We start from the raw sequence: 23,219 nt of genomic DNA on the forward strand, positions 1-23,219 counted from the left end.
CTCCCGAGGATGGGCGTCGGCCGGTTCGCCGGTCGGCGCCCGCTTTTCATTCGGAGACGCCATGAACCCGCTGCTTCATCGTCGTTCTGTCCTGGCCGCCGGCGCCGCCTTGCCGCTCGCGACGGTCAGTCCGCCCGCCTGGTCGAGGGCGCGGGCCTATGATGCGGTGGTCGCCAAACCCGCCTCGGGGCGGACCTTCGCCGCCCCGGCCTATTCCAGCCTGTCGGCCGCCATCGCCGCCGCCCCGGCGAACGGGACGCGGCCGTTCCGCATCCTGATCACGCGCGGGATCTGGACCGAACAGGTGGTGGTGGACAAGCCCTTCGTCCATCTGATCGGTGAAGACCGCAGCGGTTCAGTGATCAACCATCTGGCCGCCTCCGGTCTGGCGGCGCCGGACGGGCGGCCCTGGGGCACCTTCCGCACCGCGACTCTGTTCGTCCGCGCCCCGGATTTTCACGCCGAGACCCTGACGATCAACAACGCCTTCGACGGCCTGGCGGAGATGACCAAGTCGAACGGCCTGCATTCTCACAACGGCGCCGGTCCTCAGGCGGTCGCCCTGATGATGGACAAGGGTTCCGACCGGGCGGTGGTGCGCGCCTGCGACATCCTCAGCTACCAGGACACCCTGTTCCCCGATGCGGGATCGACCCTGTTCGACCGTTGTCTGATCACCGGCAGCTATGACTTCATCTTCGGCGGCGGGCGCGCCTGGTTCGAAGGCTGCGAAATCCGATCGCGCACACGTCCGGCCGATCCGATCGAGGGTTACGTCACCGCGCCCAGCACCCCGATCGATCAGCCGTTCGGCTTCGTCTTCAAAGACTGCCGGTTGACCAAGGACGCCGATGTTCGTCCGGGCTCCGTCTTCTTGGGCCGACCCTGGCGGCCGTCCAGCGCCTTTCCCGATGGGCGATACGGCGATCCCCGTTACGTCGGCGCGGCCGCCTTTGTGGACTGCTGGATGGACGACCACATCGCCCGGGAGGGCTGGACGGAGATGTGGTACACGGGGCGCGACGGCAATCCGCGCACCATGCTTCAGCCGGAGGAGGCGCGATTCGCGACCTTCGGCTCGACCGGACCGGGCGCCGCCGACTTTGGGCGGGGGCGCCGCCTGTCTGCAGACGAGGCGGGGCGCATCACGCGATCAGCCGTGCTGGGCTGATCGCCGCATCCTGAGGTCTGGCCGGCGCATAGCGGGCGGTCATCTCGGCGCAGAAGTCTGCGAACTCTTCGGCGACCTGCGGCGGGCTGGTGTGGTGGGGCTCCAGGCCGCGATGCTCGGGCGTGAAGCAGAAGGTCACGGTCACGTCGAAGTCGGCTAAGGTCTCCATCTGCCGGTCGAACCAATCCAGGGCGCCGTCGCGATAACGGTCCGCCCAGGACAGGCCGGTGCGCAGCCGACGCACGCCAAGGTCCTTCAGCCATCGGACCGCATCGTCCAGCCTGTGATCCTGGAAGTGAAACCACTGGCAGACCCCCATGTCGGCCGCATAGGGCCGGAAGGCCTCCAGCGCCGGCTTGGGCGAGCCGTCCTCGCGCAACAGGCCCATGTGGAAGTGCCGGTAGTAGGACGATCCCTCAGCCTCCCGATGCCGTGTCGTGGCCTCCCAGGTGCGGGGCAGGTCGTACAGGCTGTACCAGTGGATGCGGGGCGCCTTGCCGATCAGCAGTTCGGCGGTCTTTTTCACACCCCAGGCCTGAACCTCTTCGGAGCCGAAGGCGGAGACCCCGACCTCCGTCACCCAGACCGGCTTGTCGGCGACCGCCTTGATCTCGTCAATTCGCGCGGGCCATTCGTCGATGGGCCACAGGTTCCAGTCCAGGGGAAAACCATGGACGGCGACCACGTCGATCGCCTCCATCACCCCCATCTCCTCCAGTCGCCGAACGAAGGAAGGGTCGATGGGGGACATCCCGCCCAGGACGCGGGTCACCGTGGAGTTCTCCGCCCGGACAGCGGCCCCGGCCAGCCGCGTCATCTCGGCGAAACGCGCCCATTCGGGGTCCAGCAGGGGGTCCCAGTGGGACTTGTTGTTCGGTTCGTTCCAGATCTTGACGGCCTCGATCATCGGCGCGGCTCCTTGGTCTTGTCATGGCCGTTGAGGGGCGAGCGGGCGGGATAGACGGCGCCGGCCTCGGTCGGTCGTTCTGTGCGGCGACACAGGAAGACTTCCTCCTCCGGTCGATCCAGCACCTGGAACCCCGCGCTACGCAGCATGGCCGCGCTGGCCGAGGCGTTGGGCGCCCACCAGTTGGTCCAGTCCCCGGCGTAGCGGTGCTCGATGAAGTGCAGCTTCGGATAGTCGGGCCGGTCGAAATGCGCAGTCTGGCTGAAGTCGTAGTCGATTTCGGGTTCAAAGATTTCATTCGCGCCGCGTTGCATCGACTGGAACAGAAGCAGGTCGTCGGCCACGTGCTCGTGGATCAGGTCCAGCGCCAGCAGCGGGTGGCGCAGGTGGTAGAGGACGCCCATGAAGATGACGAGGTCGAACCGTTCGCCGAGTTTGGCCAGGTCGTAGACCGACAGTTTGCGGAACTCGATATCCGCGTCTTCGACCTCGGCGGCGAGCCGCGCCTGGTCCAGATAGCGGTCGTCGAAATCGACGCCCAGCACCCGGTTCGCCCCCCGCCGCTTCATCTCCAGCGAGTAGAAGCCGGCGTTGCAGCCGATATCGAGCACGCTGCGCCCGCTCAGATCATCGGGGATCACATGGGCGAAGCGGGCGAACTTGTTGGCGGGATAGTCGTGGAGGAAGTGATCCGGCGCGGTGCGAACCCCCTTCAGCTCCATATTGTGAAACCAGGGGCCGAGTTCGGCCACCCGAGCGCGAACCTGCGCGGCGCTGAGTTCAGCCATGAGGAACCTCATTCAGGCGAAGAAGGGACAGGTGTTCCGGCGTCGCCGAGACGGTGGTGATCGACCCCGGCGCGATCTCGAACCGATCGTGGTGTCGCAGCGAAAGCCCCAGAGTCAGGGCGACGACCGACTTGATCACGTCGGCGTGGCTGACCGCCGCCACGGCTCCGGCGTCGGCGGCCGCCATCGTCTCCAGCCAGCGGGACAGGCGGCCTTGGACCTCCAGCATCGACTCGCCGTTCGGCGCCCGGCCTTGGTCGCGGGCGGCGTTCCACCGGCGCCATTCGGGCAGGGCGTCCAGTTGGGCGAAATCCCGGCCGGTCCAGTCCCCGAAATCAATTTCGTTCAAGGCGGCTTCCTCTTCGAGCCGACCGGAGTGGGCGGCGGCTATCACGGCGGCGGTCTCTCGCGTCCGGTCCAGGGGGCTGGTCAGCACCCGATCAAGTCGGGGGAAGGCGCGCGCCAGAGCCTGAGCTTGACGTCTTCCTGTGTCGCTCAGACCCACGCCAGGGGTGCGTCCGCAAAGCCGTCGGGACACAAGATCGTGGGTTCCGTGTCGGATCAGGTGGATGATCGTCACGAGACCAGGCGAGCGGCGCGCGGGGCAGGGGCGGGCTCCTCGCCGCGGATGAAGCGCAGCGTCCGTTCGCGCGCCTCCTCGTCCGTGAACTGTTCCGGGGGGGATTTCATGAACCAGCTGGACGGCCCGATCAGAGGCCCTGACACGCCGCGATCCATCGCCACCTTGGCGCATCGGACGGCGTCGATGACGACGCCGGCGCTGTTGGGACTGTCCCAGACCTCCAGCTTGACCTCCATGCTGATCGGCACGTCGCCGAAGGTGGTGCCCTCCAGACGGATGTGCGCCCATTTGCGGTCGGTCAGCCACGGGACGAAATCACTGGGGCCGACATGGACGTCGTCGTCGGCCAGGGGCGTCTCGAATTGACTGGTGACCGCCTGGGTCTTGGAAATCTTCTTCGACGTCAGTCTTTCGCGCTCCAGCATGTTCTTGAAGTCGGAATTGCCGCCGAAGTTGAGCTGATAGGTGCGATCCACGCGCACGCCCCGCTCACGCATCAGATTGGCCAGAACCCGGTGAACGATGGTGGCGCCGACCTGGCTCTTGATGTCGTCGCCGACGAGCGGCAGTCCGGCGTCGCTGAACCGCTTCGCCCAGCCTGGGTCAGAGGCGATGAATACCGGAATGCAGTTGACGAAGGCGCAGCCGGCCCGCAGCGCCTGTTCGGCGTAATATTCGGTGGCCTTTTGCGATCCCACGGGCAGGTAGGAGACCAGCACCTGGGTTCCGCTGTCGCGTAAGGCCTGGGCCACATCGACGGGGGGAGCGGCGCTCTCTTCCAGGTCGTCGATCATGTATCGGCCGATCCCGTCCAACGTCGGTCCGCGCTGGACGGTGACGCCCGAGGGGCCGGGGGAGGCGAAGCGGAAGGTGTTGTTCGGCGGGGCGAAGACGGCGTCCGACAAGTCGCGGCCGACCTTGGCCGCATGGATGTCGAAGGCGCTGACCATTTCCATGTCTTCGATACGATAACCGCCGAGTTCGACGTTCATCAGCCCGGGCGGAGGGGCGTTGCTGGGGGCCGCCGCGTAATGGGCCAGGCCCTGCACGAAGGACGAAGCGCAGTTGCCCACGCCCACGACGCCGATCCGAACGGATTTTCGCTGCATTGGCTGGTCCCTTCGCCGTTCCGCGACCCGATCGGCCGCAGCAAGAGGAAGGATCTACAAAGCTCCCGGTTCCGTGAAATGGCCAAGTATCCGTCAGATCAAGGATCGAAGCGGACGATATATGTTCTTGTGTCGAATTTTGAACATTGAAAGAAAAGGCGGAAAGGGAAGTGCTAGCGCAATATGTTCAAAATTGAACGCTCCGAATATCGGAACAGATGGGTAGAAGAAGCTGTTGCTCGGGTGAACCTGCCGGAGCTGCACCATGTCCGAAGCGAACCGCCTGACTGATCATGACGACATCCGCGCCTGGGCCGAGGCCCGCGGCGCCAGGCCTTCTCGCGTGGCCAGCACGGCCGACGCCGACGGCGGCGGGGTGCTGAGGTTCGACTTCGGCGACAAGGAAGAGGCGCTGGAGGAGATCTCCTGGGACGACTTCTTCCGCATCTTCGAAGACAGCGACCTGGCCTTGCTTGCGCAGGACCATACGAGCGGCGGCGAAACGAGCCGCTTCTCCAAATTCGTGCAGCGCTGAGCCGGAGATCCCCATGGCGAACACTGTCCTGATCACCGGCGGCGCGGGCTTCGTCGGCCGTCATCTCGCCCGATCCTTGCTTGAACAGGGCCACAGGGTGAGGGCGCTGGACAGCCTGATCGAGCAGGTCCACCCCACCGGCGCGCGGCCCGACGAATTGGACCCCGAGGTCGAACTGGTGGTCGGCGACATTCGCGACGAGGACCGGGTCCGGGCGGCGCTTCAGGGGGTGGACAAGGTCGTTCACCTGGCGGCGGAGGTCGGCGTCGGCCAGAGCATGTATGCGATCGACCGCTACACCTCGGTCAATGATTACGGCACGGCGGTGCTGTTCCAGCAGTTGATCGACCAGCCGGTGCAGCGGGTGGTCGTCGCCTCCTCGATGAGCATCTACGGCGAGGGCCTGTACCGCACTGAAGACGGCGATTTGCGTCAGGAGGTGGTGCGCGGCGCCCGGAACCCGGACGGCTCATGGGACCCCACGGACGACCAGGGGCGTGCGCTGATCCCCGTGCCGACGCCAGAGACCAAGTCGCCGGCGCTGAAGAGCGTCTATGCGATCAACAAATTCGTTCAGGAACGGCTCACCCTGACCCTGACGGCCCAATACGGGATGGAAAGCTGCGCCCTGCGGCTCTGGAACATCTACGGGCCGGGGCAGGCCCTTTCCAATCCCTACACCGGCGTCCTGGCCATCTTCGCCTCCCGTATCGCCAACGGTCAGGCGCCGATGGTGTTCGAGGACGGCCTGCAGAGGCGCGACTTCGTGCATGTCTCGGATGTCGCGCGCGCCTTCCTTCTGGCGCTGGAGAAGCCGGAGGCGAACGGGGAGGTCTTCAACATCGGCTCTGGGGAGGACCGCACCGTCGAGGACGTGGCGCGGCTGCAGGCGGCCTCGATGGGGCGGCCCGATATCGAGCCACTGATCACCAACAAGGCCAGGGCGGGCGACATCCGCCACAATATTCCCGATCTGACGAAGGCCCGCGAGCAACTCGGCTATGAATCACGTCAGGACTTCGCGGCAGGTCTTGAGGAACTGGCCGAATGGGTGGCGCGTCAGGAAGCCCAGGACCGGGTCGATCAGGCGCGCGGCGAGCTGGAACGTCGGGGGCTGGTGGCATGAGCCGGGTCCTGATCACGGGCGGCGCCGGTTTCATCGGCTCCAACCTCGCCGACCGCCTGGCCGGCCAGGGGCATGAGATCGTGGTGCTGGACACCCTGGCGCGGCCGGGGGTGGAGGGAAACCTCAAATGGCTGCTGCTGCGCCACGGCGCACAGGTCCGGCACCTGGCGGCCGACGTGCGCCAGGCCGAGGCGGTCGAGACGGCGATCGCCCAGGCGGACGTGGTCTTTCACCTGGCCGCCCAGGTGGCGGTGACGACCAGTTTGGCTGATCCCCGCAACGACTTCGACGTCAATCTGGTCGGGACGCTGAACGTCCTGGAGGCGGCGCGCCGGCGACGCACTCCGGTCGTTTTCGCCAGCACGAACAAGGTCTACGGCGACCTGGGCGACATCGAGCTGGGCGTTCAGAACGAGGCCTGGCTGCCGACGGATGCGGCCCTGCGGACGCGGGGCGTGGACGAACGGCGGCCGCTGGACTTCCACACGCCCTACGGCTGCTCCAAAGGCGCGGCCGACCAGTATGTGCTGGACTATGCCCGCAGCTACGACGTGCCGACCTGCGTGCTGCGGATGAGCTGCATCTACGGTTCCCGTCAGATGGGTACGGAGGACCAGGGCTGGGTCGCCCATTTCCTGATCCGGGCGCTGGAAGGCGCCCCGATCACCCTTTACGGCGACGGCCGGCAGGTGCGCGATATTCTGGACGTGTCCGACGCGGTCGACGCCTATGTCGCGGCCTGGAAGCGGATCGAGGCCGTGTCGGGCCGCGCCTTCAACCTGGGCGGCGGGCCTGAGAACGCCGTCAGCCTGAGGGGATTGATCGCTCATATCGACCGACTGCTCGGTCGCGCGACCGAACTGCAGTTTGAGGACTGGCGGGCCGGGGATCAGCGCTACTTCGTCGCCGACGCCTCGGCGGCCCACCGCGCCCTGGGGCTGGGCGCGGTCAAGTCCTGGCGGCCGGGCGTGTCGGACCTGGCGGACTGGCTGCGGGCGGAACGGCGACTGGACGCCCGCATCGGCTCGGCGGCGGCATGAGTCTGGTCCCCCGTCACGTGCTGATGACCACCGACGCCGTGGGCGGCGTCTGGACCTATGCGCTGGATCTGGCGGAAGGCCTGTCGGCGCGCGGCGTCCGCATCACCCTGGCCGTGTCGGGCCCTGCGCCCCGTCCCGCCCAGCGACGAGCCGCCGAACAGATTGGGGGGCTCACGCTGGTCGATGCCGGGGGGACGCTCGACTGGCTGGCGGACGGTCCCCGCCCGCTGGACCAGACGGCGCGGGCCCTCCGCGGTTTGGCGGCCCAGGGCGGCGTGGATCTGGTGCACCTCAACAGCCCCGCCTTGCGGGGCGACGAGGACTGGGGCGCGCCCGTGGTCGGGGTTTGTCACTCCTGCGTGGCGACCTGGTGGGACGCGGTGCGCGGAACGGCCTTGCCGGAGGATTTCGTCTGGCGGACGGAGCGGCTCGCCCAGGGCTACCGGCGTTGTGACCGTCTGATCGCCCCCAGTTTCGCCTTCATGCAGACGACGGCGGCGCGCTACGGCGTCCTGCCCGCTACGGTTCGAAACGGCCGCCGTCCCATTGGAACCCGCCCAGTTCCGCGGCGCCGGCAGGTTCTGACCTCGGGCCGGCTGTGGGACGAGGGCAAGAATATTGCGACCCTCGAACGGGCCGCCCGACGGATGCGGGGCCGGGTCGAGGCCGCCGGTCCGCTTGAGGGACCGAACGGTCAGTCGGTTCATCTGGACCGGATCCAGCCCCTGGGCGCGCTGGGCCCCACCGACTTGCAGCAAAGGCTTCGACTGGCGTCAATCTTCTGCGCCCCGTCGCTTTACGAGCCCTTCGGCCTGGGCGTACTGGAGGCGGCCCAGGCGGGATGCGCCCTGGTCTTGGCCGATATTCCGACCTTCCGCGAGCTTTGGGAGGGGGCGGCGCTGTTCGTCTCCCCGCAAGACGACGCCGCCCTGGCGGTCGTTCTGGACGAACTGCTGGAAGACGTCGACCGGGCGCGCCGTCTGGGAAGGCTGGCCGCCGATCGCGCCGAACAGTTCAGCCTCGACGCCATGGTGGAGGGAACCCTGGCCGTCTACGCCGAGGCCTTGGCCCAGCGCACCCCCTTCGGGGAGGCGGCGGCGTGAAGATCGTCTATTTCACCCATTCGCTGGAGTCATGCTGGAACCACGGCAATGCGCATTTCCTGCGTGGGGTGCTGCGTGAACTGAGCGCCCGCGGCCATCAGGTCGAGGCGTGGGAGCCGCACGACGCGTGGAGCCGCGCCAATCTGGTCGCGGACCATGGCGAAGACGGACTGGCGCCCTATCGACAAGCCTATCCCGAACTGGTCAGCCGCCGCTTCCATCCGCCCCTTGATGTGGATCGGGCGCTGGACGGGGCGGATGTGGTCATCGTGCATGAATGGAACGATCCGGCGCTGGTGGCGGCCGTCGGTCGCGCGCGGCGGCGGGGCGGCTTTACTCTGCTGTTTCACGACACCCACCACCGGGCCGTCAGCGAGCCGGAGGCCATGCAGGCTTTCGACCTGTCGCAATATGACGGGGTGCTCGCCTTCGGTGAAACCCTGGCGGCGGTGTATCGCCGATGGGGTTGGGGCGATCGCGTCTTCGTCTGGCATGAGGCGGCCGACGTCCGCCTGTTCCATCCTCCGCTTGAGCAGCAGGGCCGGGAAGGACTGGTCTGGGTGGGCAACTGGGGCGACGGGGAGCGGACGGCGGAGCTTGAGCGATTTCTGTTCGCCCCGGCGGCGGCGAGCGGCCTTGAACTTGATCTCTACGGCGTCCGCTATCCCGAGGCGGCGCGGCGGCTGCTGGACCGCTACGACGTCCGCTATCACGGCTGGCTGCCCAATGCGGCGGCGCCGAAAGTGTTCGCGCGGCGCCTGGCGACCGTTCACGTCCCGCGCCGTTTCTACGTCGAGACGCTTCCGGGCATTCCGACCATTCGCGTGTTCGAAGCCCTGGCCTGCGGAATCCCTCTGGTCAGTGCGCCGTGGACGGACAGCGAGGGCCTGTTCGAGGTCGGTCGTGACTTCCTGATGGTGCGGTCTGGCAGCGAAATGGCCTCGGCGCTCCGGGCGGTCAAGTCGGACGCCGGCCTGCGCGCGGAACTGACCGACCACGGACTGGCGGCAATCCGCGCCCGCCACACCTGCGCACACCGGGTCGATGAACTGATGGCGGTGCTGGGGCGGCTCGGCGCGCCCGCCGCCGATCCCGCTCCAACCTTCCACCCCGTCATGGAGATTGCGGAATGAAGATCGCCTTTTACGGCTCCAGCCTGCTGTCGTCCTACTGGAACGGCGCGGCCACCTACTATCGCGGCCTGCTGGGCGCCTTGGCCGAACGCGGATGGGACATCCTGTTTCTGGAGCCCGACGCCTTCGACCGGCAGCAGCATCGCGACATTGATGCGCCGGACTGGGCTGAGGTGGTGGTGTGGGACAACACCGTCGAAGGCTGCAAGACAGCCATGGCGCGCGCCGTGGAGGCCGACGTAGTGGTCAAGGCTTCCGGCGTCGGCGTGTTCGACGACGTCCTGCTGGGCGTGTTCGACCTGGCGCGCCCCGACGCCCTGACCGTCTACTGGGACGTGGACGCCCCCGCCACCCTGGCGGAGGTGAAGGCCGCGCCCGATCATCCGCTGCGGCGGGTCCTGCCGCAGATTGATCACGTCCTGACCTATGGCGGCGGCGCTCCGGTCGTGCAGGCGTTCCAAGCGCTCGGCGCCCGCGACTGCCGTCCGATCTATAATGCGCTCGATCCCGCCACCCATCATCCCGTCCAGCCGGACCCCGGCTTCTCCGCCGACCTCGCGCTCCTGGCCAATCGACTGCCGGATCGGGAACGCCGAATCGAGACCTTCTTTCTGGAGCCCGCCGCCGCCCTGCCGCAACGCCGGTTTCTGCTGGGCGGCAACGGCTGGGCCGACAAGGCCATGCCGGCGAACGTCCAGACCATCGGTCATGTGGGCACGGCCCAGCACAACGCCTTCAACTGTACGCCCCTGGCGGTGCTGAACGTCGCCCGCGACAGCATGGCCGAGGTCGGCTTCTCGCCCGCCACGCGGGTGTTCGAGGCCACCGGCGCCGGGGCCTGCCTGATCACCGACTATTGGGAAGGCGTCGAACAGTTTCTGAAGCCGGACGTCGAAGTGCTGGTGGCGCGCGACGGCCAGGACGTGGCGGCGCATCTGGCCGCCCTGACGCCGGAACGGGCGCAGGCCATCGGCCGGGCGGCGCGAGACCGCGTCCTGGCCGACCATACCTACGCCCAGCGGGCCGAGGCGGTGGACGCCCTGCTCCGCGAACGGCTCGCGGCGCGCCGCGAAAGGAGCGCGGCATGAAGCTGGTCGTGCTGGGGCTCAGCCTGTCGTCCGCCTGGGGCAATGGCCACGCCGTGACCTTCCGCGCCCTGCTGTCCGCCTTCGCGGACCGGGGGCACGAGGTGGTGTTCCTGGAGCGGGAAACCCCTTGGTATGCGGCGCACCGCGATGTGTCGGACCCGCCCTATTGCCGCCTCGACTTCTATTCGGATCTGCAGGATCTGGAGCGTTTCGCCGACGAGGTGCGCAGCGCAGACGCCGTCCTGGTCGGCTCATATGTGCCCCAGGGGATCGAGGTCGGCCGGTGGGCGCGTCGCACGGCGACGGGCGTGGTGGCCTTCTACGACATCGATACCCCTGTGACCCTGGCCCGGCTGGCGCAAGACGACTGCGACTATCTGCGAGTCGACCAGATTGCGAACTACGACGTCTATTTCTCCTTCACCGGCGGGGCGACGCTCGAGCGTCTGGAGCGCGACCACGACGCGCCGGCGGCCCGCGCCCTCTATTGTTCGGCGGACCCCGAGGCCTATCGACCGCAAGCCGTCGCTCCGCGGTGGGATCTGTCCTATCTCGGCACCTACAGCCCGGATCGTCAGCCGACATTGGAGCGCCTGCTGCTGGAGCCGGCGCGGCGTATGCCGGATCGTCGCTTCGTGGTGGCGGGCCCTCAGTATCCCGACGACATCGACTGGCCCCAGAATGTCGAGCGGATCGACCATCTGCCCCCGGCCGACCATCCCGCCTTCTACGCCGCCAGTCGCTTCACCCTGAACGTCACTCGCGCGGACATGCGGGCGGCCGGGCACAGCCCCTCGATCCGGCTGTTCGAGGCCGGCTCCTGCGGCTGCCCGATCATTTCGGACGCCTGGCCCGGCATCGAGACGCTCTTCACCCCCGGCGAGGAGATCCTGCTGGCCGACGCCGCCGAGACGGTGATCGAGGCGCTGTCCGCGCCTGTGGATCAGGCTCGGGCGATGGGCGAGGCCGCGCGCCGCCGCATCCTGTCCGAACACACCCCCTCCCACCGCGCCCACACTCTGGAGCGTGAGTTGATCGCGGCTCTACGGGCCAAGACGAAGGACCGACCTATGAAGTCCATATCCGACACCCGCACCGTCCTGGTCGCCGGCGGCGCCGGTTTCCTCGGTTCGCACCTGTGCGACCGGTTGTTGGCGGAAGGTCGCCACGTCGTCTGCCTCGACAATCTGCGGACGGGCGACCTGGCGAACCTCAAGGACGCGATGAAACAGCCGCGGTTCGAGTTCGTGCGCCACGACATCGTCGATCCCCTGCCGGAGCGGATCACCGCCCGTCGGTTCGACCGCATCTACGACCTGGCCTGCGCCGCTTCGCCGCCGCAGTATCAGCAGGATCCGGAGCATACGATGCTGACCTGCATCCTCGGGGTTCGTAACCTGCTGCAACTGGCCGAGAAGACCGGCGCGCGTCTGTTGCTGACCTCCACCAGCGAGGTCTACGGCGATCCGGAGGTCCATCCCCAGCCGGAAACCTATCGCGGCAACGTCAATCCGATCGGCCCGCGCGCCTGCTATGACGAGGGCAAGCGGGCGGCCGAGACCCTGGTGTTCGACTATGATCGGGCGGGACGAGCCGAGGTTCGCGTGGCGCGGATTTTCAACACCTATGGGCCGCGCCTGTCGGCGGCCGACGGTCGGGTCGTCTCCAACCTGATCACCCAGGCCCTGTCGGACGCGCCCATCACCATCTATGGCGACGGCAGCCAGAGCCGGTCCTTCTGCTATGTGGACGACATGATCGGCGGACTGATCGCCCTGATGGAGCATGAGGGACCGCAGCCGGGACCGATCAACCTCGGCAATCCGGTCGAGCTGACGGTGTCCGAACTGGTCGAGGTCATTCTTGATCTGACCGGCTCCGGTTCCGGCGTCGTCCACCGCCCGCTGCCCGCCGACGACCCGCGGCGTCGCCGTCCGGATATCGACAAGGCCGATGCAGTCCTGGATTGGCGCCCGACCACCGCCTTGCTTGACGGTCTGCGCCGCACCATCAACTGGTTCGACGCCGATCGCCCGATTGTGGTCAGCGACCGTCCGGCCCTCAGCGCCTGAGGTGCGGGCCGACGGCGACATGGCGGAGGTTCTGCGGCGCAATATCGAGGCCATGCGTGCGCAGCGAAAAGAGGCGGCCGAGGCGGCGCCATGGCCGGAACGGCTCGCCGAGCGCATCACCGGATTCGCGGGCAGCATGGGGTTCGTGCTGCTGCACCTGCTGATTTTCGGCGGCTGGATCGTCTGGAACCTGTTGGCTCCGGAGCCGTGGCGTTTCGACGCGACCCTGGTCATCCTGGCCATGGCCGCCTCCGTGGAGGCCATCTTCCTGTCGACCTTCGTCCTGATCAGCCAGAACCGGATGGCGGCGGCGGAGCACGGGCGGGCGGAGTTGGACCTGCAGATCAATCTGCTGGCCGAACACGAAATCACGCGGCTGATTGATCTGGTGGGTCGCCTCGCCGCGCACGCGGGACTTTCGGAGACGGACCCAGACCTGGACGAGCTGCGCCGCGACGTCGCGCCGGACGCCGTTCTCGATCAGATCACGCGATCAAATGAGGAAGACGATGACAGAGGTTCTTGACCAGACGCACACCATGCGCGCGGCGGTCGTCACAGGCCCCGGTCAACTGGAGGTGCATCGCGTGCCCAGGCCTGAACCCGGCCCGGGGCAGGTCCGGATCAGGCTGGAGGGCTGCGGCGTCTGCGCCTCCAATCTGACGCCTTGGGCGGGGCCGGACTGGATGACGTTTCCAACGCCGCCCGGCGGGCTGGGCCACGAAGGTTGGGGCGTCGTGGATGCGGTCGGCGAGGGCGTATCGCGTGTCGCGGTCGGCGATCGGGTCGCGGCCCTGTCCCACAGCAGTTTCGCCGAATACGACGTCGCCGATCAGGCGGCGGTGGTGCCCCTGCCGCCCGAACTGGACGGCCTGCCGTTTGCGGGCGAGCCCCTGGGCTGCGCCATGAACATCTTTCGGCGCAGCGGGATCGCGCCCGGTCAGACCGTCGCCATCGTCGGAATTGGTTTTCTGGGGGCGATCCTGACACGGTTGGCGACCGATGCGGGCGCCCGCGTCATCGCCCTGTCCCGGCGGCCCTATTCCCTGGACGTCGCCCGCCGCATGGGGGCGGTCGAAACCCTGGCGCTGGACGACCACTACGCCTTGATCGCCAGGGTGTCCGAACTGACGGAGGGGCGGTTCTGCGATGTGGTGATCGAGGCGGTCGGCAAGGCCTGGCCGCTGGACCTGGCGGCCGAACTGACCCGTGAACGCGGTCGGCTGGTCATCGCCGGCTATCACCAGGACGGCCCTAGGCAGATCAATATGCAGCTGTGGAACTGGCGCGGCCTGGATGTTGTCAACGCCCATGAGCGCGACCCCGCCGTCTATGCTGAAGGGGTGCGCGAGGCCGTGGAGGCGGTGCGCTCAGGGCAGTTGGACCTTAACGACCTGATCACCCACGCCTATCCGCTGGAACAGTTGGCCCAGGCGCTGGACGCCACCCGCGACCGACCGGACGGCTTCCTGAAGGCGGTGGTGAGGATGCGATGACCGATCTGCTTCTGCAACGGGGCGCGTCGTCTGAACTGCGTCGCCCGCGCGTGGGATTCCTGGGCGTGGGCTGGATCGGGCGGCATCGGATGGCGGCCATGCTGGACGCCGGCCGGATCGAGGCGGTCGCCGTCGCCGAGCCCGACCCGGACATGGCGCGCGAGGCCCTGGTTCTCGCCCCTGACGCGACGGTCTGCGCCGACCTCGACGATCTGCTGGCCCAGGATCTGGACGGTCTGGTGATCGCCACACCCAGCGCGCTTCACGCCGATCAGGCGCAACGGGCCCTGGACGCCGGCGTCGCCGTCTTCTGCCAAAAGCCGCTGGGCCGGAACGCGCAGGAGACCGAGGCCGCCATCGCCGCCGCCCGCCGCGCGAACCGGCTGCTGGCGGTGGACCTCAGCTACAGGTTCACCGCAGCCGTTCAGGCTCTGAAGACCCAGCTCGAGTTGGGGGCCATGGGCCGTGTTCATGCGGTCGATCTGACCTTCCATAACGCCTATGGACCGGACAAGCCCTGGTTCTACGACGCGGCTCTCTCTGGCGGCGGATGCGTCATGGATCTAGGCGTCCATCTGGTCGATCTGTGTCTGTGGCTGCTGGATGACGCGGTGGCGGGGGTCGAGGCGCATCTGCGGCGACAGGGTCGTCCCCTGGCTGGTCGCAAGGAGGCGGAAGACTACGCCGTCGCGACCCTGATCCTGAAATCCGGCGCGGTGGTCCGCCTGGCCTGTTCATGGCGACTGCCTGCGGGCCAGGACGCGGTGATCGAAGCGGCCTTTTACGGCGAGCGGGGCGGGGCGGCCCTGCGCAATCTCGGCGGCTCCTTCTATGATTTCGAGGCCACGGCGTTTGAAGGGGTGACGCGGCGCGTTCTGGCGTCGCCGCCGGACGACTGGGGCGGCCGCGCCGCTCAAGCCTGGGCTCAGGCCCTGGCGGAAGGGAAACGATACGACCCTGAGGTCGAGCGGCTGGTGGAGGTGGCCCGGACCCTGGACCGGATCTACGCCGCCGCGGCCTGAGGCTTGATCAGAACGGAAAGACGATCGGGATCGCCACCATGGCCGCGACCCAGGTCGCCAGGTTCAGCGGAAGCCCCACGCGAACGAAGTCCATGTAGCTGTAGCCGCCCATGTTGAAGACCAGCACATTGGTCTGATAGCCGAAGGGGGTGGCGAAGGCGGCAGAGGCGGCCATCATGACCCCGACCAGAAAGGGCCGGGGATCGACGCCCAGGCTTTCCGCCAGGGCGACGGCGATGGGGGTGATCAGCACGGCTACGGTCGCATTGGACAGAAGCTCCGTCGCAAACAGGGTGACGCCATAGAGCACGACCAGGGCGCCGAACGGCCCCATGGGGCGGATGACGTCGATCAGTCGCTCAGCGCCGGCTGCGGCGAGGCCGGTCACCTCAATGGCGGTTCCGACCACCACCATTCCGGCGATCAGCAGCAGGATTTCCGGCCTCAGACCGGCGTAGGCTTCCTCCGGCGTGATGACCCGAAGCAGGATCAGCGCCACGGCCCCGGCGAAGGCCGAGGCGGCGATCGGCGCCCAGCCCAGGGCCGCTGAGGCGATCACCAGGACGAAGACCGCCAGGGACATCATGGCCGGGCGCAGCCGGAAGGGGCGGTCCGCCGCCTCATACAGGGTGACGTCGCCCAGATGGGCGTCCCCCGACCCGTCCGCCTGATTGCGGGATTCGCCCAGGCGCGGCAGGCCGAAGGGGATGATGCGCTTGCGCCGCTTCGCCGCCTCGGCCTCGGCGCGTCGTCGCGCCGCCTCCATCTCGGCCAGCCGCGCGGCCTGGGCCTCGTCCTGGGCGACGGAACGACCCAGCTGTCGCGCCCCGAAGAAATAGAGCCACAGGCCGCCGACGATCGCGATGAACAGACCCACCGGCGTGATCTCGAACAGGCCGAAGACCGGCTGGCCGGCGTTGCGCGCCATGTCGTTGACCAACAGGTTCGTCGAGGTGCCGATCAAGGTCAGAAGCCCGCCCATGACGGTGACGTGGCTTAGCGGCATCAGAAAACGTTTGGGCGACAGCTTCAGCGACTGGGCCACGTCGCGGATCACCGGCGCGGCCAGGACGACCACCGGGGTGTTGTTCAAAAAGCCCCCGACCGCGCCGCACAGGCCGATGACGATCCAGATGCCCTGGGCCCCGACGCGGGCCGCCAGACCGGTCGCCTGCCGGATCAGCAGGCCCAGCAGGCCCGACAGTTCGATGGCGTAGGCGATCACGAACAGGCCGGCCAGGGCGATGACGGCCGGACTGGCGAAGGCGCTCTGCACTTCGACGGGCCGCACGACGCCGAGCAAGAGCAGGACGGCCGCGCCGCTCAGGGCGACGACGTCGGCGCGCAGCTTGCCGTGGATCAGGACGCCGACCACGCCGATCAGCACCGCCAGGGCAACCATCTGGTCGAAAGTCATAGGCCGTGCAGACCGTTCTCCGCGCCCTTCGTCAACCTTTTTCGCAAGATCGCCCCAAAAGCGACCGACCTTATGCTAGGCTTGGTTCATGCTCGAACCGATCGCGTCGCCTCGCCCGTCGGTCGTCGCGCTCGCGGCGTCTGTCCTCCTCCTCGGTCCCGTCCTGGCGGGCTGCCAGCGCGAGGAGCCGGCGCCTGAAGCCGCTCCGTCTCAGCCCCAACCCCAGACCCAGGCCCCGGTCGTTTCGGTCGCGCCTGCGCCGACCCTGGATCGGGCGGGCCTGTTGCAGGCCATGGACGTGGCCGCTTCGGCCTATGCGGCGGGGGGCGAGGTCGGCGGCGCCGATCTGGTCGGTCGGCGCTTTGCGTTGCGTCAGGTCTTCGGCTGTACGGGGCCTGCGACGCCGCCCGCCGCGGACGCTGCGTCCGGCGACGGCCTGGCCCGCTGGTCCTGGGGCGATCGGCGCCGAACTCTGAAGCTGACGCTGGCGCCGGGCGACTGGACCGACTCCGCACTGATCGCCGGGGGCGCCGACAGCTGGGAGGCCGCCGAGGGCTTTTGGTTGACCCGTCCCTGGTTGAGGACCGAGGGCTGCCCCGGCGTCCAGGGCGATCCCCTGGCCGGCGGCCCCGTCGCCCCGTCTCCCCAAACCGTGGGCCTGGCGGCGGTCTTCGACCAGGACGGTCCGCGCACCGGCCGCCGCAACGGTCGCGCCTACGAATATGTCGTAAGGGGCGAAGGGGACCAGCCGCCCCCGGCGCCGTCCGGCGGCTACCGGCTGGTGCTGGAAGGGCGAATGGCCGCCTTCGCCGACGGCCGCGCCATCCGCTGCCGCGCCGCCGGCCCCGATCAACGGCCGGTCTGTATCGGCGCGGTTCGGCTGGACCGCGTGGCCTTTGAGGATGCGAGCGGCAAGCTGCTCAGCGAGTGGCGGGGCGGCTGACGGCGGTCGTCCTCAGCCCGGTTCGCCGTCTTCTGGAAACGCAGGCGGGCGCGGTTGCATCATCGTCGCCAGCCGATCCACGGCCGTCGCCATCGCCGCCCGGTCGTCCGCCGACAGTCGGCCGAAACCTGAAATGAAGCCGTCGCCGAACAGGCCGGGCGAGGAGGCGAGGGCGTCTCGCCCGGCCTCTGTCAGCCGGACATGGACGATCCGACGGTCAATCGTTGAGCGATAACGCACGGCCATCCCCTTGGCCTCCAGCTTGTCCAGCACGGCGACCACTGTGGGCGGGGACATGGAGACGTCGCGGGATATGGCGCTGGTGCTGACCTCGCCCAGGTCGCGGATGGATTGCAGCACCAGCAGCTGCGGCAAGGTGAGGCCCGTCAGGCGCGCGATTTCCCGCGATCGAACGTCGATCGCCTGGGCGATCCGCCTGAGGGAGCGGACCAGGGTCGCCGTGGAATCCGTCGGCGCCTTGGGAGACAGCCCCGCTGAAAGATCAATCATCCGGTTGAACTCTTTCGTACACGAAACATTTGTACCCGCTGCATCCACAATTCAAGGAGGCCCCATGTGCGGTCTTAGCGGCGAGATCAATTTCGACGGACGGCCGGCCGACGCCGGCGCCGTACAACGCATGACGGATGCGCTCTCGCCTCGGGGACCGGACGGGTCCGGCATCGTTATGCGCGGCCCGGTGGGTCTGGGGCATCGCCGGCTGAAGATCATCGACCTGTCGGAGGCGGCGCAGCAGCCCATGGTGGACGCCGACCTGGGCGTGACCCTGGCCTTCAACGGCTGCATCTACAACTATCCGGAACTGCGCGAAGAGCTGCAGGGGCTGGGCTTCCGCTTCTTCTCGCACGGCGACACCGAGGTCATCATCAAGGCCTGGAAGGCCTGGGGCGAGGCCTGCGTCGAACGGTTCAAGGGCATGTTCGCCTTCGTCCTGCACGAGCGGGACACGGGCCGAACCGTGATCGCCCGCGACCGGTTCGGCATCAAACCGCTGTATCTGGCCGAGAGCGGCAAGCGGCTGAGGTTCGCCTCGACCCTGCCGGCCCTGCTGGCGGCGGGGGATGTGGACAAGACCATCGATCCGGTCGGCCTGCACCACTATATGACCTTCCATGCGGTCGTTCCGCCGCCCCACACCATACTGAAGGGGGTAAAGAAGTTTCCCCCGGCGACCATCCGGGTGATCGAGGCGGACGGCACGGCCAAGGACCGGCTGTACTGGCGGCCCGACATGACCCGCCATGCCGAGGACGCGGCCCTGACCGCCGAGGACTGGCGCGACCGGGTGCTGGACAGTCTGCGCGAGGCGGTGAAGCGCCGCATGGTCGCGGACGTGCCGGTGGGCGTACTGCTGTCGGGCGGGGTGGACTCCAGCCTGATCGTCGGCCTGCTGGCCGAGCTGGGCCAGAAGGATCTGCTGACCTTCTCGGTCGGCTTCGAAGAGGCCAATGGCGAGAAGGGCGACGAGTTCGTCTATTCCGACCTGATCGCCAAACACTATGGGACCAAACACCACCAGATCTTCGTGCCGCACCAGCGGCTGATGGAGGCCCTGCCGGGGACGATCGGGGCCATGTCGGAGCCGATGGTCAGTTACGACAACGTCGGCTTCTATCTGCTGAGCCAGGAAGTCTCTAAACATATCAAGGTGGTGCAGTCGGGCCAGGGGGCGGACGAGGTCTTCGCCGGCTATCACTGGTACCCGCCGATGATGGAGGCGACCGACCCGGTCGAGACCTACGCCAAGGCCTTTTTCGACCGCAGCCATGCGACGCTGAAGACCCAGTTGAACGGCGCCTATATGGCCGACACCGACGTCAGCCGCGCCCTGGTCGAGGCCCATTTCGCCCAACCGGGCGCCGATACGCCGGTCGACCAGGCCCTGCGCCTGGACAGCCAGGTGATGCTGGTCGACGATCCGGTGAAGCGGGTCGACAACATGACCATGGCCTGGGGGCTGGAGGCGCGGGTGCCGTTCCTTGACCACGAGCTGGTCGAACTGGCCGGCCGGATTCCGCCGGAGCACAAGCTGGCCCAGGGCGGCAAGGGGGTGCTGAAGGAGGCGGCGCGTCTGGTGATCCCGTCCGAGGTGATCGACCGCAAGAAGGGCTATTTCCCCGTTCCTGCGCTGAAATACATCCAGGGTCCGTATCTGGAGATGGTGCGCGAGGCCCTGACCAATCAGACCGCCCGCGACCGGGGTCTGTTCGACAGGGGGTATCTGGACACCCTGTTCGCCGATCCGACCCAGCACATCACGCCGCTGCGCGGGTCGGAGCTGTGGCAGGTCGCCGTACTCGAGATGTGGATGCAACAGCATGGCGTCTGACGTTCGACCCGAACGGTCCAAGGCGCACCGGCTGAAGCGGCTGCGTCACGAGGGGCTGAAGCCGCCGGTGCAGTCCGGCGACGGACCGAGGCCGGACGCCGTGCTGGACTGCGGCTGGGGCCGGCTGCTGTTCGCCCAGACCTTCGAGACGGCCGAGCCCCTGGTCGAGGCCCTGCGCGCCGAAGGGCCGGATCGGCGCGACATCGCCTTCTACGTCCGCAATCCGCATGTCCTGCTGGCCCAGGCGCCGCAGGAGCTGTTCCTGGACCCGTCGCACACCTATCGGCTGGAACTGGCCACCTATCGCGCCGGTCGTCGCCAGCCGAGAGGCTTCACCGTGCGCCGTCTGACGTCGGAGGCGGACGCCCAGGCGGTCAACGACATCTACGCCAAGCGCAGGATGGTGCCGGTCCCGCCCGACTTCTTCTGGTCCCGTCGCGACGACCGGACGATCACCTATTTCGTCGCCGAAGATGCGACGACGAGCGCCGTCATCGGCACGGTGACGGGGGTCAATCACGCGCGCGCCTTCGACGATCCCGAATGCGGTTCGTCGCTCTGGTGTCTGGCGGTCGATCCCCAGGCGACCCAGCCGGGCGTGGGCGAGGCCCTGGTCCGGCGGCTGGCCGAGCATTTCAAGACCCAAGGCCTGGCCCACATGGACCTGTCGGTCATGCACGACAACGACCAGGCCATCGCCCTGTACGAAAAGCTGGGTTTTCGTCGCGTCTCCTTCTTCGGGGTCAAGCGCAAGAACCCGATCAATGAGGCCCTGTTCGTCGGCCCGACCGACGATCACGACCTGAACCCCTATGCCCGGATCATCGTCAATGAGGCGCGGCGGCGCGGCATCCATACAGAGATCATCGACGCCGAAGGCGGGCTGTTTCGCCTGAACTGGGGCGGGCGGTCGGTGCGGTGCCGCGAGAGCCTGTCGGAGCTGACCTCGGCCGTGGCGCTCAGCATCTGTGACGACAAGCGGATGACGCGACGCATCGTCGAGGCGGCCGGGGTGCGCGTGCCCGAGCGGATCGATCCCGACGATCCCTCCGCCATCGACGCGGCCCTGGAGCGGTTCGGCGCCCTGGTGGTCAAGCCGGCGCGGGGCGAACAGGGGCAGGGCGTCGCCGTGGGTCTGACGACCATGAAGGACGTCCAGTCGGCCCTGGTCCGCGCGCGCCGCATCTGTTCCGAAGTGCTGATCGAGGAACAGGTCCAGGGCGAGGATCTGCGTCTGGTGGTGATCGACTACAAGGTCGTGGCCTGCGCCCTGCGTCGCCCGCCCCGCGTCATCGGCGACGGGCGCACCCCGCTTCGGGCTCTGATCGAGCATCAGAGCCGCCGCCGCGCCGCCGCGACCGGCGGAGAATCGACCATACCGATTGACGAAGAGACCGAACGCACCCTGGGCGAGGCCGGCTATGGCCTGGACGACGTCGCGCCCGAGGGGGTCGAGGTTCTGGTGCGCAAGGCGGCCAATCTGCACCTGGGCGGCACCATTCACGATGTGACGGAGGAGGTGCACCCGACCCTGATCCGCGCCGCCGTCGCCGCCGCCCGCGCCATCGACATCCCGGTCACCGGCATAGACCTGATGGTGAAGTCGCCACGCGAGCCCGACTACGCCTTCATCGAGGCCAACGAACGCCCCGGCCTGGCCAATCACGAACCCCAGCCGACGGCCGAGCGTTTCATCGACCTGTTGTTCCCCCTGTCCGCCCCGACCTCGGCGCGCGCCGTGGTTCGCGCCGACGTCTGAAGGAGGCCCCTTGGCCCGTCCTGCGATCGACCTTGACTATCTGAAGTCCCGCCTCGCCGACCTGCTGAACACGCCCAGCCCCACCGGCTATACCGACGAGGCCGTGTGGCAGGTGTGCCGAGAGCTGCAGCGGCTGGGGCTGGACTATGAACTGACCCGACGCGGCGCCATCCGGGCCCGCCTGCCGGGCCGGGCCTCCAAACCCGCCCGCGCGGTCGTGGCCCACGTCGACACCCTGGGCGCCCAGGTCAAACAGGTGAAGGACAACGGCCGGCTGGAGCTGGTGGCCATCGGCCACTGGTCGTCGCGCTTCGCGGAGGGCGCGCGGGCCACAGTCTTTTCGGAGGGCGGCGCCTGGCGCGGCACCATCCTGCCGCTGAAGGCCTCGGGCCACACCTTCAATGAGGAGGTGGACACCCAGCCGGTCAGCTGGCGTCAGGTCGAGCTGCGCATCGACGCCGTGACCCATGGGCGCGACGACACCCTGGCTCTCGGGATCGACGTCGGCGACATCGTCGCCATCGACCCCCAGCCCGAGTTCACGGACACCGGCTTCATCGTCTCGCGCCATCTGGACGACAAGGCGGGGGTCGCGGTCCTTTTGGCCGCTCTCGAATGCATGATCCGCGAGGAGCGCACCCCCACGGTCGACACCTGGTGGCTGTTCACCATCGCCGAGGAGGTGGGGCTGGGCGCCTCGTCCGTGCTGATCCCGGACGTGGCGGCCATGGTCACCGTCGACAACGGCACGACCGCGCCGGGCCAGAATTCGTCGGAGTTCGGCGTCACCATCGCCATGGCCGACCAGACGGGGCCGTTCGACTGGCACCTGTCGCGCAAACTGGTCCAACTGGCGCGCGACCACGACATCGCGCATCAGAAGGACGTCTTCCGCTATTACCGCTCGGACTCGGCCTCCGCGCTGGAATCCGGGGCGGACATCCGCACCGCCCTGATCACCTTCGGCGTGGACGCCAGCCACGGCTATGAGCGAATCCACGAAACCGCCCTGGCGGACCTGACGCGTCTGCTGATCGCCTATGCCGAGAGCGAGGTCGAAATCGGCCGTGACGCCAAACCCCTGAGCGGGGTCAAGGGCTTCACCCACCAGCCGGTCGACGAAAAGGTCGACTGAGGGGGGTTGCCGGCGTCAGCGCCTATCCATTCTCCCAGGCTCCGCCCTTGGGGCTCGCCCAGGCTCCGCCCTCGCGGCCCGGCGCCAGGGCCAGCAGCCCTCGATCTCCGTTTCCAGAGAAAAGCTGAGGAAGGTCCGTATCAGGACCACCAGACCCAGCAGGCCGACCGTCTGAAGCGTCAGGGGTGCGGTGATGGTGCTGATGATGTCCGCCCCGACCAGGAGTTCCAGGCCGAGAAGGATGCCGCGGCCCAGGTTCGCCCGATAGGTGGTATAGGCCTGGCGCCAGTTTCGATCCCGGACGCCGTTCAGGGCGAACAACCCGGTCGCCAGCAGGACTCCGCCCACGATGATGCCGGCGCCGGCCAACTCCAGCAGCACCGCAAACGGTTGGATGAAGGCGTGAACCTGGCTCAGCATGGCCGTTCCGATCGCTTATCCG

22 protein-coding genes are annotated in these 23,219 nt (G+C 68.0%); 15 read left to right on the forward strand and 7 right to left on the reverse strand.

Annotation, left to right across the window (positions count from 1 at the left end; all coding sequences use genetic code 11):
- Window positions 1-61 precede the first annotated feature (61 nt).
- The gene (locus BSP_RS06780; protein WP_054765029.1) at window positions 62-1,171 is read left to right on the forward strand and encodes a pectinesterase family protein; all 1,110 of its coding nucleotides are present in this window, start codon (window positions 62-64) and stop codon (window positions 1,169-1,171) included.
- Here the strand turns inward: BSP_RS06780 and BSP_RS06785 are convergent.
- Genes BSP_RS06785 through BSP_RS06800 form a run of 4 tightly spaced genes read right to left on the reverse strand, consistent with a single transcriptional unit; the run spans window position 1,146 to window position 4,558 of the window.
- Window positions 1,146-2,078 (reverse strand): beta-xylosidase, encoded by a 933-nt coding sequence (locus BSP_RS06785; RefSeq protein WP_152949730.1) that lies wholly within the window; start codon window positions 2,076-2,078, stop codon window positions 1,146-1,148. The two genes, BSP_RS06780 and BSP_RS06785, sit on opposite strands and share 26 nt — an antisense overlap.
- On the reverse strand, window positions 2,075-2,866 hold the full coding sequence (locus tag BSP_RS06790) for a TIGR04290 family methyltransferase (RefSeq protein WP_054765031.1): 792 nt from the start codon (window positions 2,864-2,866) through the stop codon (window positions 2,075-2,077). Before BSP_RS06790 ends, BSP_RS06785 begins: the two co-directional genes overlap by 4 nt.
- Window positions 2,859-3,446, reverse strand: coding sequence for a histidine phosphatase family protein (locus BSP_RS06795; protein ID WP_227976070.1), 588 nt, complete (start codon window positions 3,444-3,446; stop codon window positions 2,859-2,861). The genes BSP_RS06790 and BSP_RS06795 overlap by 8 nt, the downstream gene beginning before the upstream one ends.
- A complete protein-coding gene (locus BSP_RS06800; RefSeq protein ID WP_054765033.1) occupies window positions 3,443-4,558 on the reverse strand; it encodes an inositol-3-phosphate synthase in 1,116 nt (371 codons plus the stop codon). Before BSP_RS06800 ends, BSP_RS06795 begins: the two co-directional genes overlap by 4 nt.
- A 265-nt stretch (window positions 4,559-4,823) precedes the next feature.
- Between BSP_RS06800 and BSP_RS06805 the strand changes: the two genes are divergently transcribed.
- Genes BSP_RS06805 through BSP_RS06855 form a run of 10 tightly spaced genes read left to right on the forward strand, consistent with a single transcriptional unit; the run spans window position 4,824 to window position 15,173 of the window.
- Window positions 4,824-5,093: a hypothetical protein gene (locus BSP_RS06805; protein WP_054765034.1), complete on the forward strand. Its 270-nt coding sequence runs from the start codon at window positions 4,824-4,826 to the stop codon at window positions 5,091-5,093.
- Window positions 5,094-5,106: 13 nt separating this feature from the next.
- Complete coding sequence (locus tag BSP_RS06810; protein WP_054765035.1) at window positions 5,107-6,219, forward strand: NAD(P)-dependent oxidoreductase; 1,113 nt, start codon at window positions 5,107-5,109, stop codon at window positions 6,217-6,219.
- Window positions 6,216-7,259, forward strand: a complete 1,044-nt coding sequence (locus BSP_RS06815; protein WP_054765036.1) for an SDR family NAD(P)-dependent oxidoreductase — start codon at window positions 6,216-6,218, stop codon at window positions 7,257-7,259. The genes BSP_RS06810 and BSP_RS06815 overlap by 4 nt, the downstream gene beginning before the upstream one ends.
- Window positions 7,256-8,362, forward strand: coding sequence for a glycosyltransferase family 4 protein (locus BSP_RS06820; RefSeq protein ID WP_227976071.1), 1,107 nt, complete (start codon window positions 7,256-7,258; stop codon window positions 8,360-8,362). Before BSP_RS06815 ends, BSP_RS06820 begins: the two co-directional genes overlap by 4 nt.
- Window positions 8,359-9,495 carry a glycosyltransferase gene (locus BSP_RS06825; protein WP_152949732.1) on the forward strand — a complete coding sequence of 379 codons (1,137 nt, stop codon included), beginning with the start codon at window positions 8,359-8,361 and terminating at the stop codon, window positions 9,493-9,495. The genes BSP_RS06820 and BSP_RS06825 overlap by 4 nt, the downstream gene beginning before the upstream one ends.
- Complete coding sequence (locus BSP_RS06830) at window positions 9,492-10,583, forward strand: glycosyltransferase (RefSeq protein ID WP_152949733.1); 1,092 nt, start codon at window positions 9,492-9,494, stop codon at window positions 10,581-10,583. Before BSP_RS06825 ends, BSP_RS06830 begins: the two co-directional genes overlap by 4 nt.
- Complete coding sequence (locus BSP_RS16345) at window positions 10,580-12,655, forward strand: bifunctional glycosyltransferase/UDP-glucuronate decarboxylase (protein WP_227976072.1); 2,076 nt, start codon at window positions 10,580-10,582, stop codon at window positions 12,653-12,655. The genes BSP_RS06830 and BSP_RS16345 overlap by 4 nt, the downstream gene beginning before the upstream one ends.
- 19 nt (window positions 12,656-12,674) lie before the next feature.
- The gene (locus tag BSP_RS06845) at window positions 12,675-13,181 is read left to right on the forward strand and encodes a DUF1003 domain-containing protein (RefSeq protein ID WP_194167013.1); all 507 of its coding nucleotides are present in this window, start codon (window positions 12,675-12,677) and stop codon (window positions 13,179-13,181) included.
- Entirely contained in the window at window positions 13,165-14,151 is a 987-nt protein-coding gene (locus BSP_RS06850; protein WP_227976073.1) for a zinc-binding dehydrogenase, read from the forward strand. The genes BSP_RS06845 and BSP_RS06850 overlap by 17 nt, the downstream gene beginning before the upstream one ends.
- The gene (locus tag BSP_RS06855) at window positions 14,148-15,173 is read left to right on the forward strand and encodes a Gfo/Idh/MocA family protein (RefSeq protein WP_152949735.1); all 1,026 of its coding nucleotides are present in this window, start codon (window positions 14,148-14,150) and stop codon (window positions 15,171-15,173) included. Before BSP_RS06850 ends, BSP_RS06855 begins: the two co-directional genes overlap by 4 nt.
- Window positions 15,174-15,180: 7 nt before the next feature.
- Here BSP_RS06855 and BSP_RS06860 read toward each other — a convergent pair whose 3' ends face one another.
- A complete protein-coding gene (locus BSP_RS06860; RefSeq protein ID WP_054765040.1) occupies window positions 15,181-16,590 on the reverse strand; it encodes an SLC13 family permease in 1,410 nt (469 codons plus the stop codon).
- Between the two features lie 88 nt (window positions 16,591-16,678).
- Between BSP_RS06860 and BSP_RS06865 the strand changes: the two genes are divergently transcribed.
- Window positions 16,679-17,533 carry a hypothetical protein gene (locus tag BSP_RS06865; RefSeq protein ID WP_152949736.1) on the forward strand — a complete coding sequence of 285 codons (855 nt, stop codon included), beginning with the start codon at window positions 16,679-16,681 and terminating at the stop codon, window positions 17,531-17,533.
- A gap of 12 nt (window positions 17,534-17,545) precedes the next feature.
- On the opposite strand, the gene BSP_RS06870 is transcribed toward BSP_RS06865, so the two are convergent.
- Window positions 17,546-18,043 (reverse strand): MarR family winged helix-turn-helix transcriptional regulator, encoded by a 498-nt coding sequence (locus BSP_RS06870; RefSeq protein ID WP_152949737.1) that lies wholly within the window; start codon window positions 18,041-18,043, stop codon window positions 17,546-17,548.
- A gap of 64 nt (window positions 18,044-18,107) precedes the next feature.
- On the opposite strand from BSP_RS06870, the gene BSP_RS06875 reads away from it, so the two are divergent.
- Genes BSP_RS06875 through BSP_RS06885 form a run of 3 tightly spaced genes read left to right on the forward strand, consistent with a single transcriptional unit; the run spans window position 18,108 to window position 22,777 of the window.
- Window positions 18,108-19,883, forward strand: coding sequence for an N-acetylglutaminylglutamine amidotransferase (locus tag BSP_RS06875; RefSeq protein WP_152949738.1), 1,776 nt, complete (start codon window positions 18,108-18,110; stop codon window positions 19,881-19,883).
- Window positions 19,873-21,642 carry an N-acetylglutaminylglutamine synthetase gene (gene ngg, locus BSP_RS06880; RefSeq protein ID WP_152949739.1) on the forward strand — a complete coding sequence of 590 codons (1,770 nt, stop codon included), beginning with the start codon at window positions 19,873-19,875 and terminating at the stop codon, window positions 21,640-21,642. The genes BSP_RS06875 and ngg overlap by 11 nt, the downstream gene beginning before the upstream one ends.
- Window positions 21,643-21,652: 10 nt before the next feature.
- The gene (locus tag BSP_RS06885; protein ID WP_152949740.1) at window positions 21,653-22,777 is read left to right on the forward strand and encodes an osmoprotectant NAGGN system M42 family peptidase; all 1,125 of its coding nucleotides are present in this window, start codon (window positions 21,653-21,655) and stop codon (window positions 22,775-22,777) included.
- A gap of 15 nt (window positions 22,778-22,792) precedes the next feature.
- Here the strand turns inward: BSP_RS06885 and BSP_RS06890 are convergent, their stop codons facing one another.
- A complete protein-coding gene (locus BSP_RS06890) occupies window positions 22,793-23,197 on the reverse strand; it encodes a DUF1622 domain-containing protein (protein WP_152949741.1) in 405 nt (134 codons plus the stop codon).
- Window positions 23,198-23,219 lie beyond the last annotated feature (22 nt).

It is taken from the genome of Brevundimonas sp. Bb-A (assembly GCF_009394735.1).
Taxonomy (GTDB): Bacteria; Pseudomonadota; Alphaproteobacteria; order Caulobacterales; family Caulobacteraceae; genus Brevundimonas; species Brevundimonas aurantiaca.

Excerpts from the sequence above, each read along its gene's own strand:
- BSP_RS06780 (WP_054765029.1), top strand. The coding sequence starts at position 62 with ATGAACCCGCTGCTTCATCGTCGTTCTGTCCTGGCCGCCGGCGCCGCC.
- BSP_RS06785 (WP_152949730.1), bottom strand. The coding sequence starts at position 2,078 with ATGATCGAGGCCGTCAAGATCTGGAACGAACCGAACAACAAGTCCCAC.
- BSP_RS06790 (WP_054765031.1), bottom strand. The coding sequence starts at position 2,866 with ATGGCTGAACTCAGCGCCGCGCAGGTTCGCGCTCGGGTGGCCGAACTC.
- BSP_RS06800 (WP_054765033.1), bottom strand. The coding sequence starts at position 4,558 with ATGCAGCGAAAATCCGTTCGGATCGGCGTCGTGGGCGTGGGCAACTGC.
- BSP_RS06805 (WP_054765034.1), top strand. The coding sequence starts at position 4,824 with ATGTCCGAAGCGAACCGCCTGACTGATCATGACGACATCCGCGCCTGG.
- BSP_RS06810 (WP_054765035.1), top strand. The coding sequence starts at position 5,107 with ATGGCGAACACTGTCCTGATCACCGGCGGCGCGGGCTTCGTCGGCCGT.
- BSP_RS06815 (WP_054765036.1), top strand. The coding sequence starts at position 6,216 with ATGAGCCGGGTCCTGATCACGGGCGGCGCCGGTTTCATCGGCTCCAAC.
- BSP_RS06820 (WP_227976071.1), top strand. The coding sequence starts at position 7,256 with ATGAGTCTGGTCCCCCGTCACGTGCTGATGACCACCGACGCCGTGGGC.
- BSP_RS06830 (WP_152949733.1), top strand. The coding sequence starts at position 9,492 with ATGAAGATCGCCTTTTACGGCTCCAGCCTGCTGTCGTCCTACTGGAAC.
- BSP_RS16345 (WP_227976072.1), top strand. The coding sequence starts at position 10,580 with ATGAAGCTGGTCGTGCTGGGGCTCAGCCTGTCGTCCGCCTGGGGCAAT.
- BSP_RS06845 (WP_194167013.1), top strand. The coding sequence starts at position 12,675 with ATGGCGGAGGTTCTGCGGCGCAATATCGAGGCCATGCGTGCGCAGCGA.
- BSP_RS06850 (WP_227976073.1), top strand. The coding sequence starts at position 13,165 with ATGACAGAGGTTCTTGACCAGACGCACACCATGCGCGCGGCGGTCGTC.
- BSP_RS06855 (WP_152949735.1), top strand. The coding sequence starts at position 14,148 with ATGACCGATCTGCTTCTGCAACGGGGCGCGTCGTCTGAACTGCGTCGC.
- BSP_RS06860 (WP_054765040.1), bottom strand. The coding sequence starts at position 16,590 with ATGACTTTCGACCAGATGGTTGCCCTGGCGGTGCTGATCGGCGTGGTC.
- BSP_RS06865 (WP_152949736.1), top strand. The coding sequence starts at position 16,679 with ATGCTCGAACCGATCGCGTCGCCTCGCCCGTCGGTCGTCGCGCTCGCG.
- BSP_RS06870 (WP_152949737.1), bottom strand. The coding sequence starts at position 18,043 with ATGATTGATCTTTCAGCGGGGCTGTCTCCCAAGGCGCCGACGGATTCC.
- BSP_RS06875 (WP_152949738.1), top strand. The coding sequence starts at position 18,108 with ATGTGCGGTCTTAGCGGCGAGATCAATTTCGACGGACGGCCGGCCGAC.
- ngg (WP_152949739.1), top strand. The coding sequence starts at position 19,873 with ATGGCGTCTGACGTTCGACCCGAACGGTCCAAGGCGCACCGGCTGAAG.
- BSP_RS06890 (WP_152949741.1), bottom strand. The coding sequence starts at position 23,197 with ATGCTGAGCCAGGTTCACGCCTTCATCCAACCGTTTGCGGTGCTGCTG.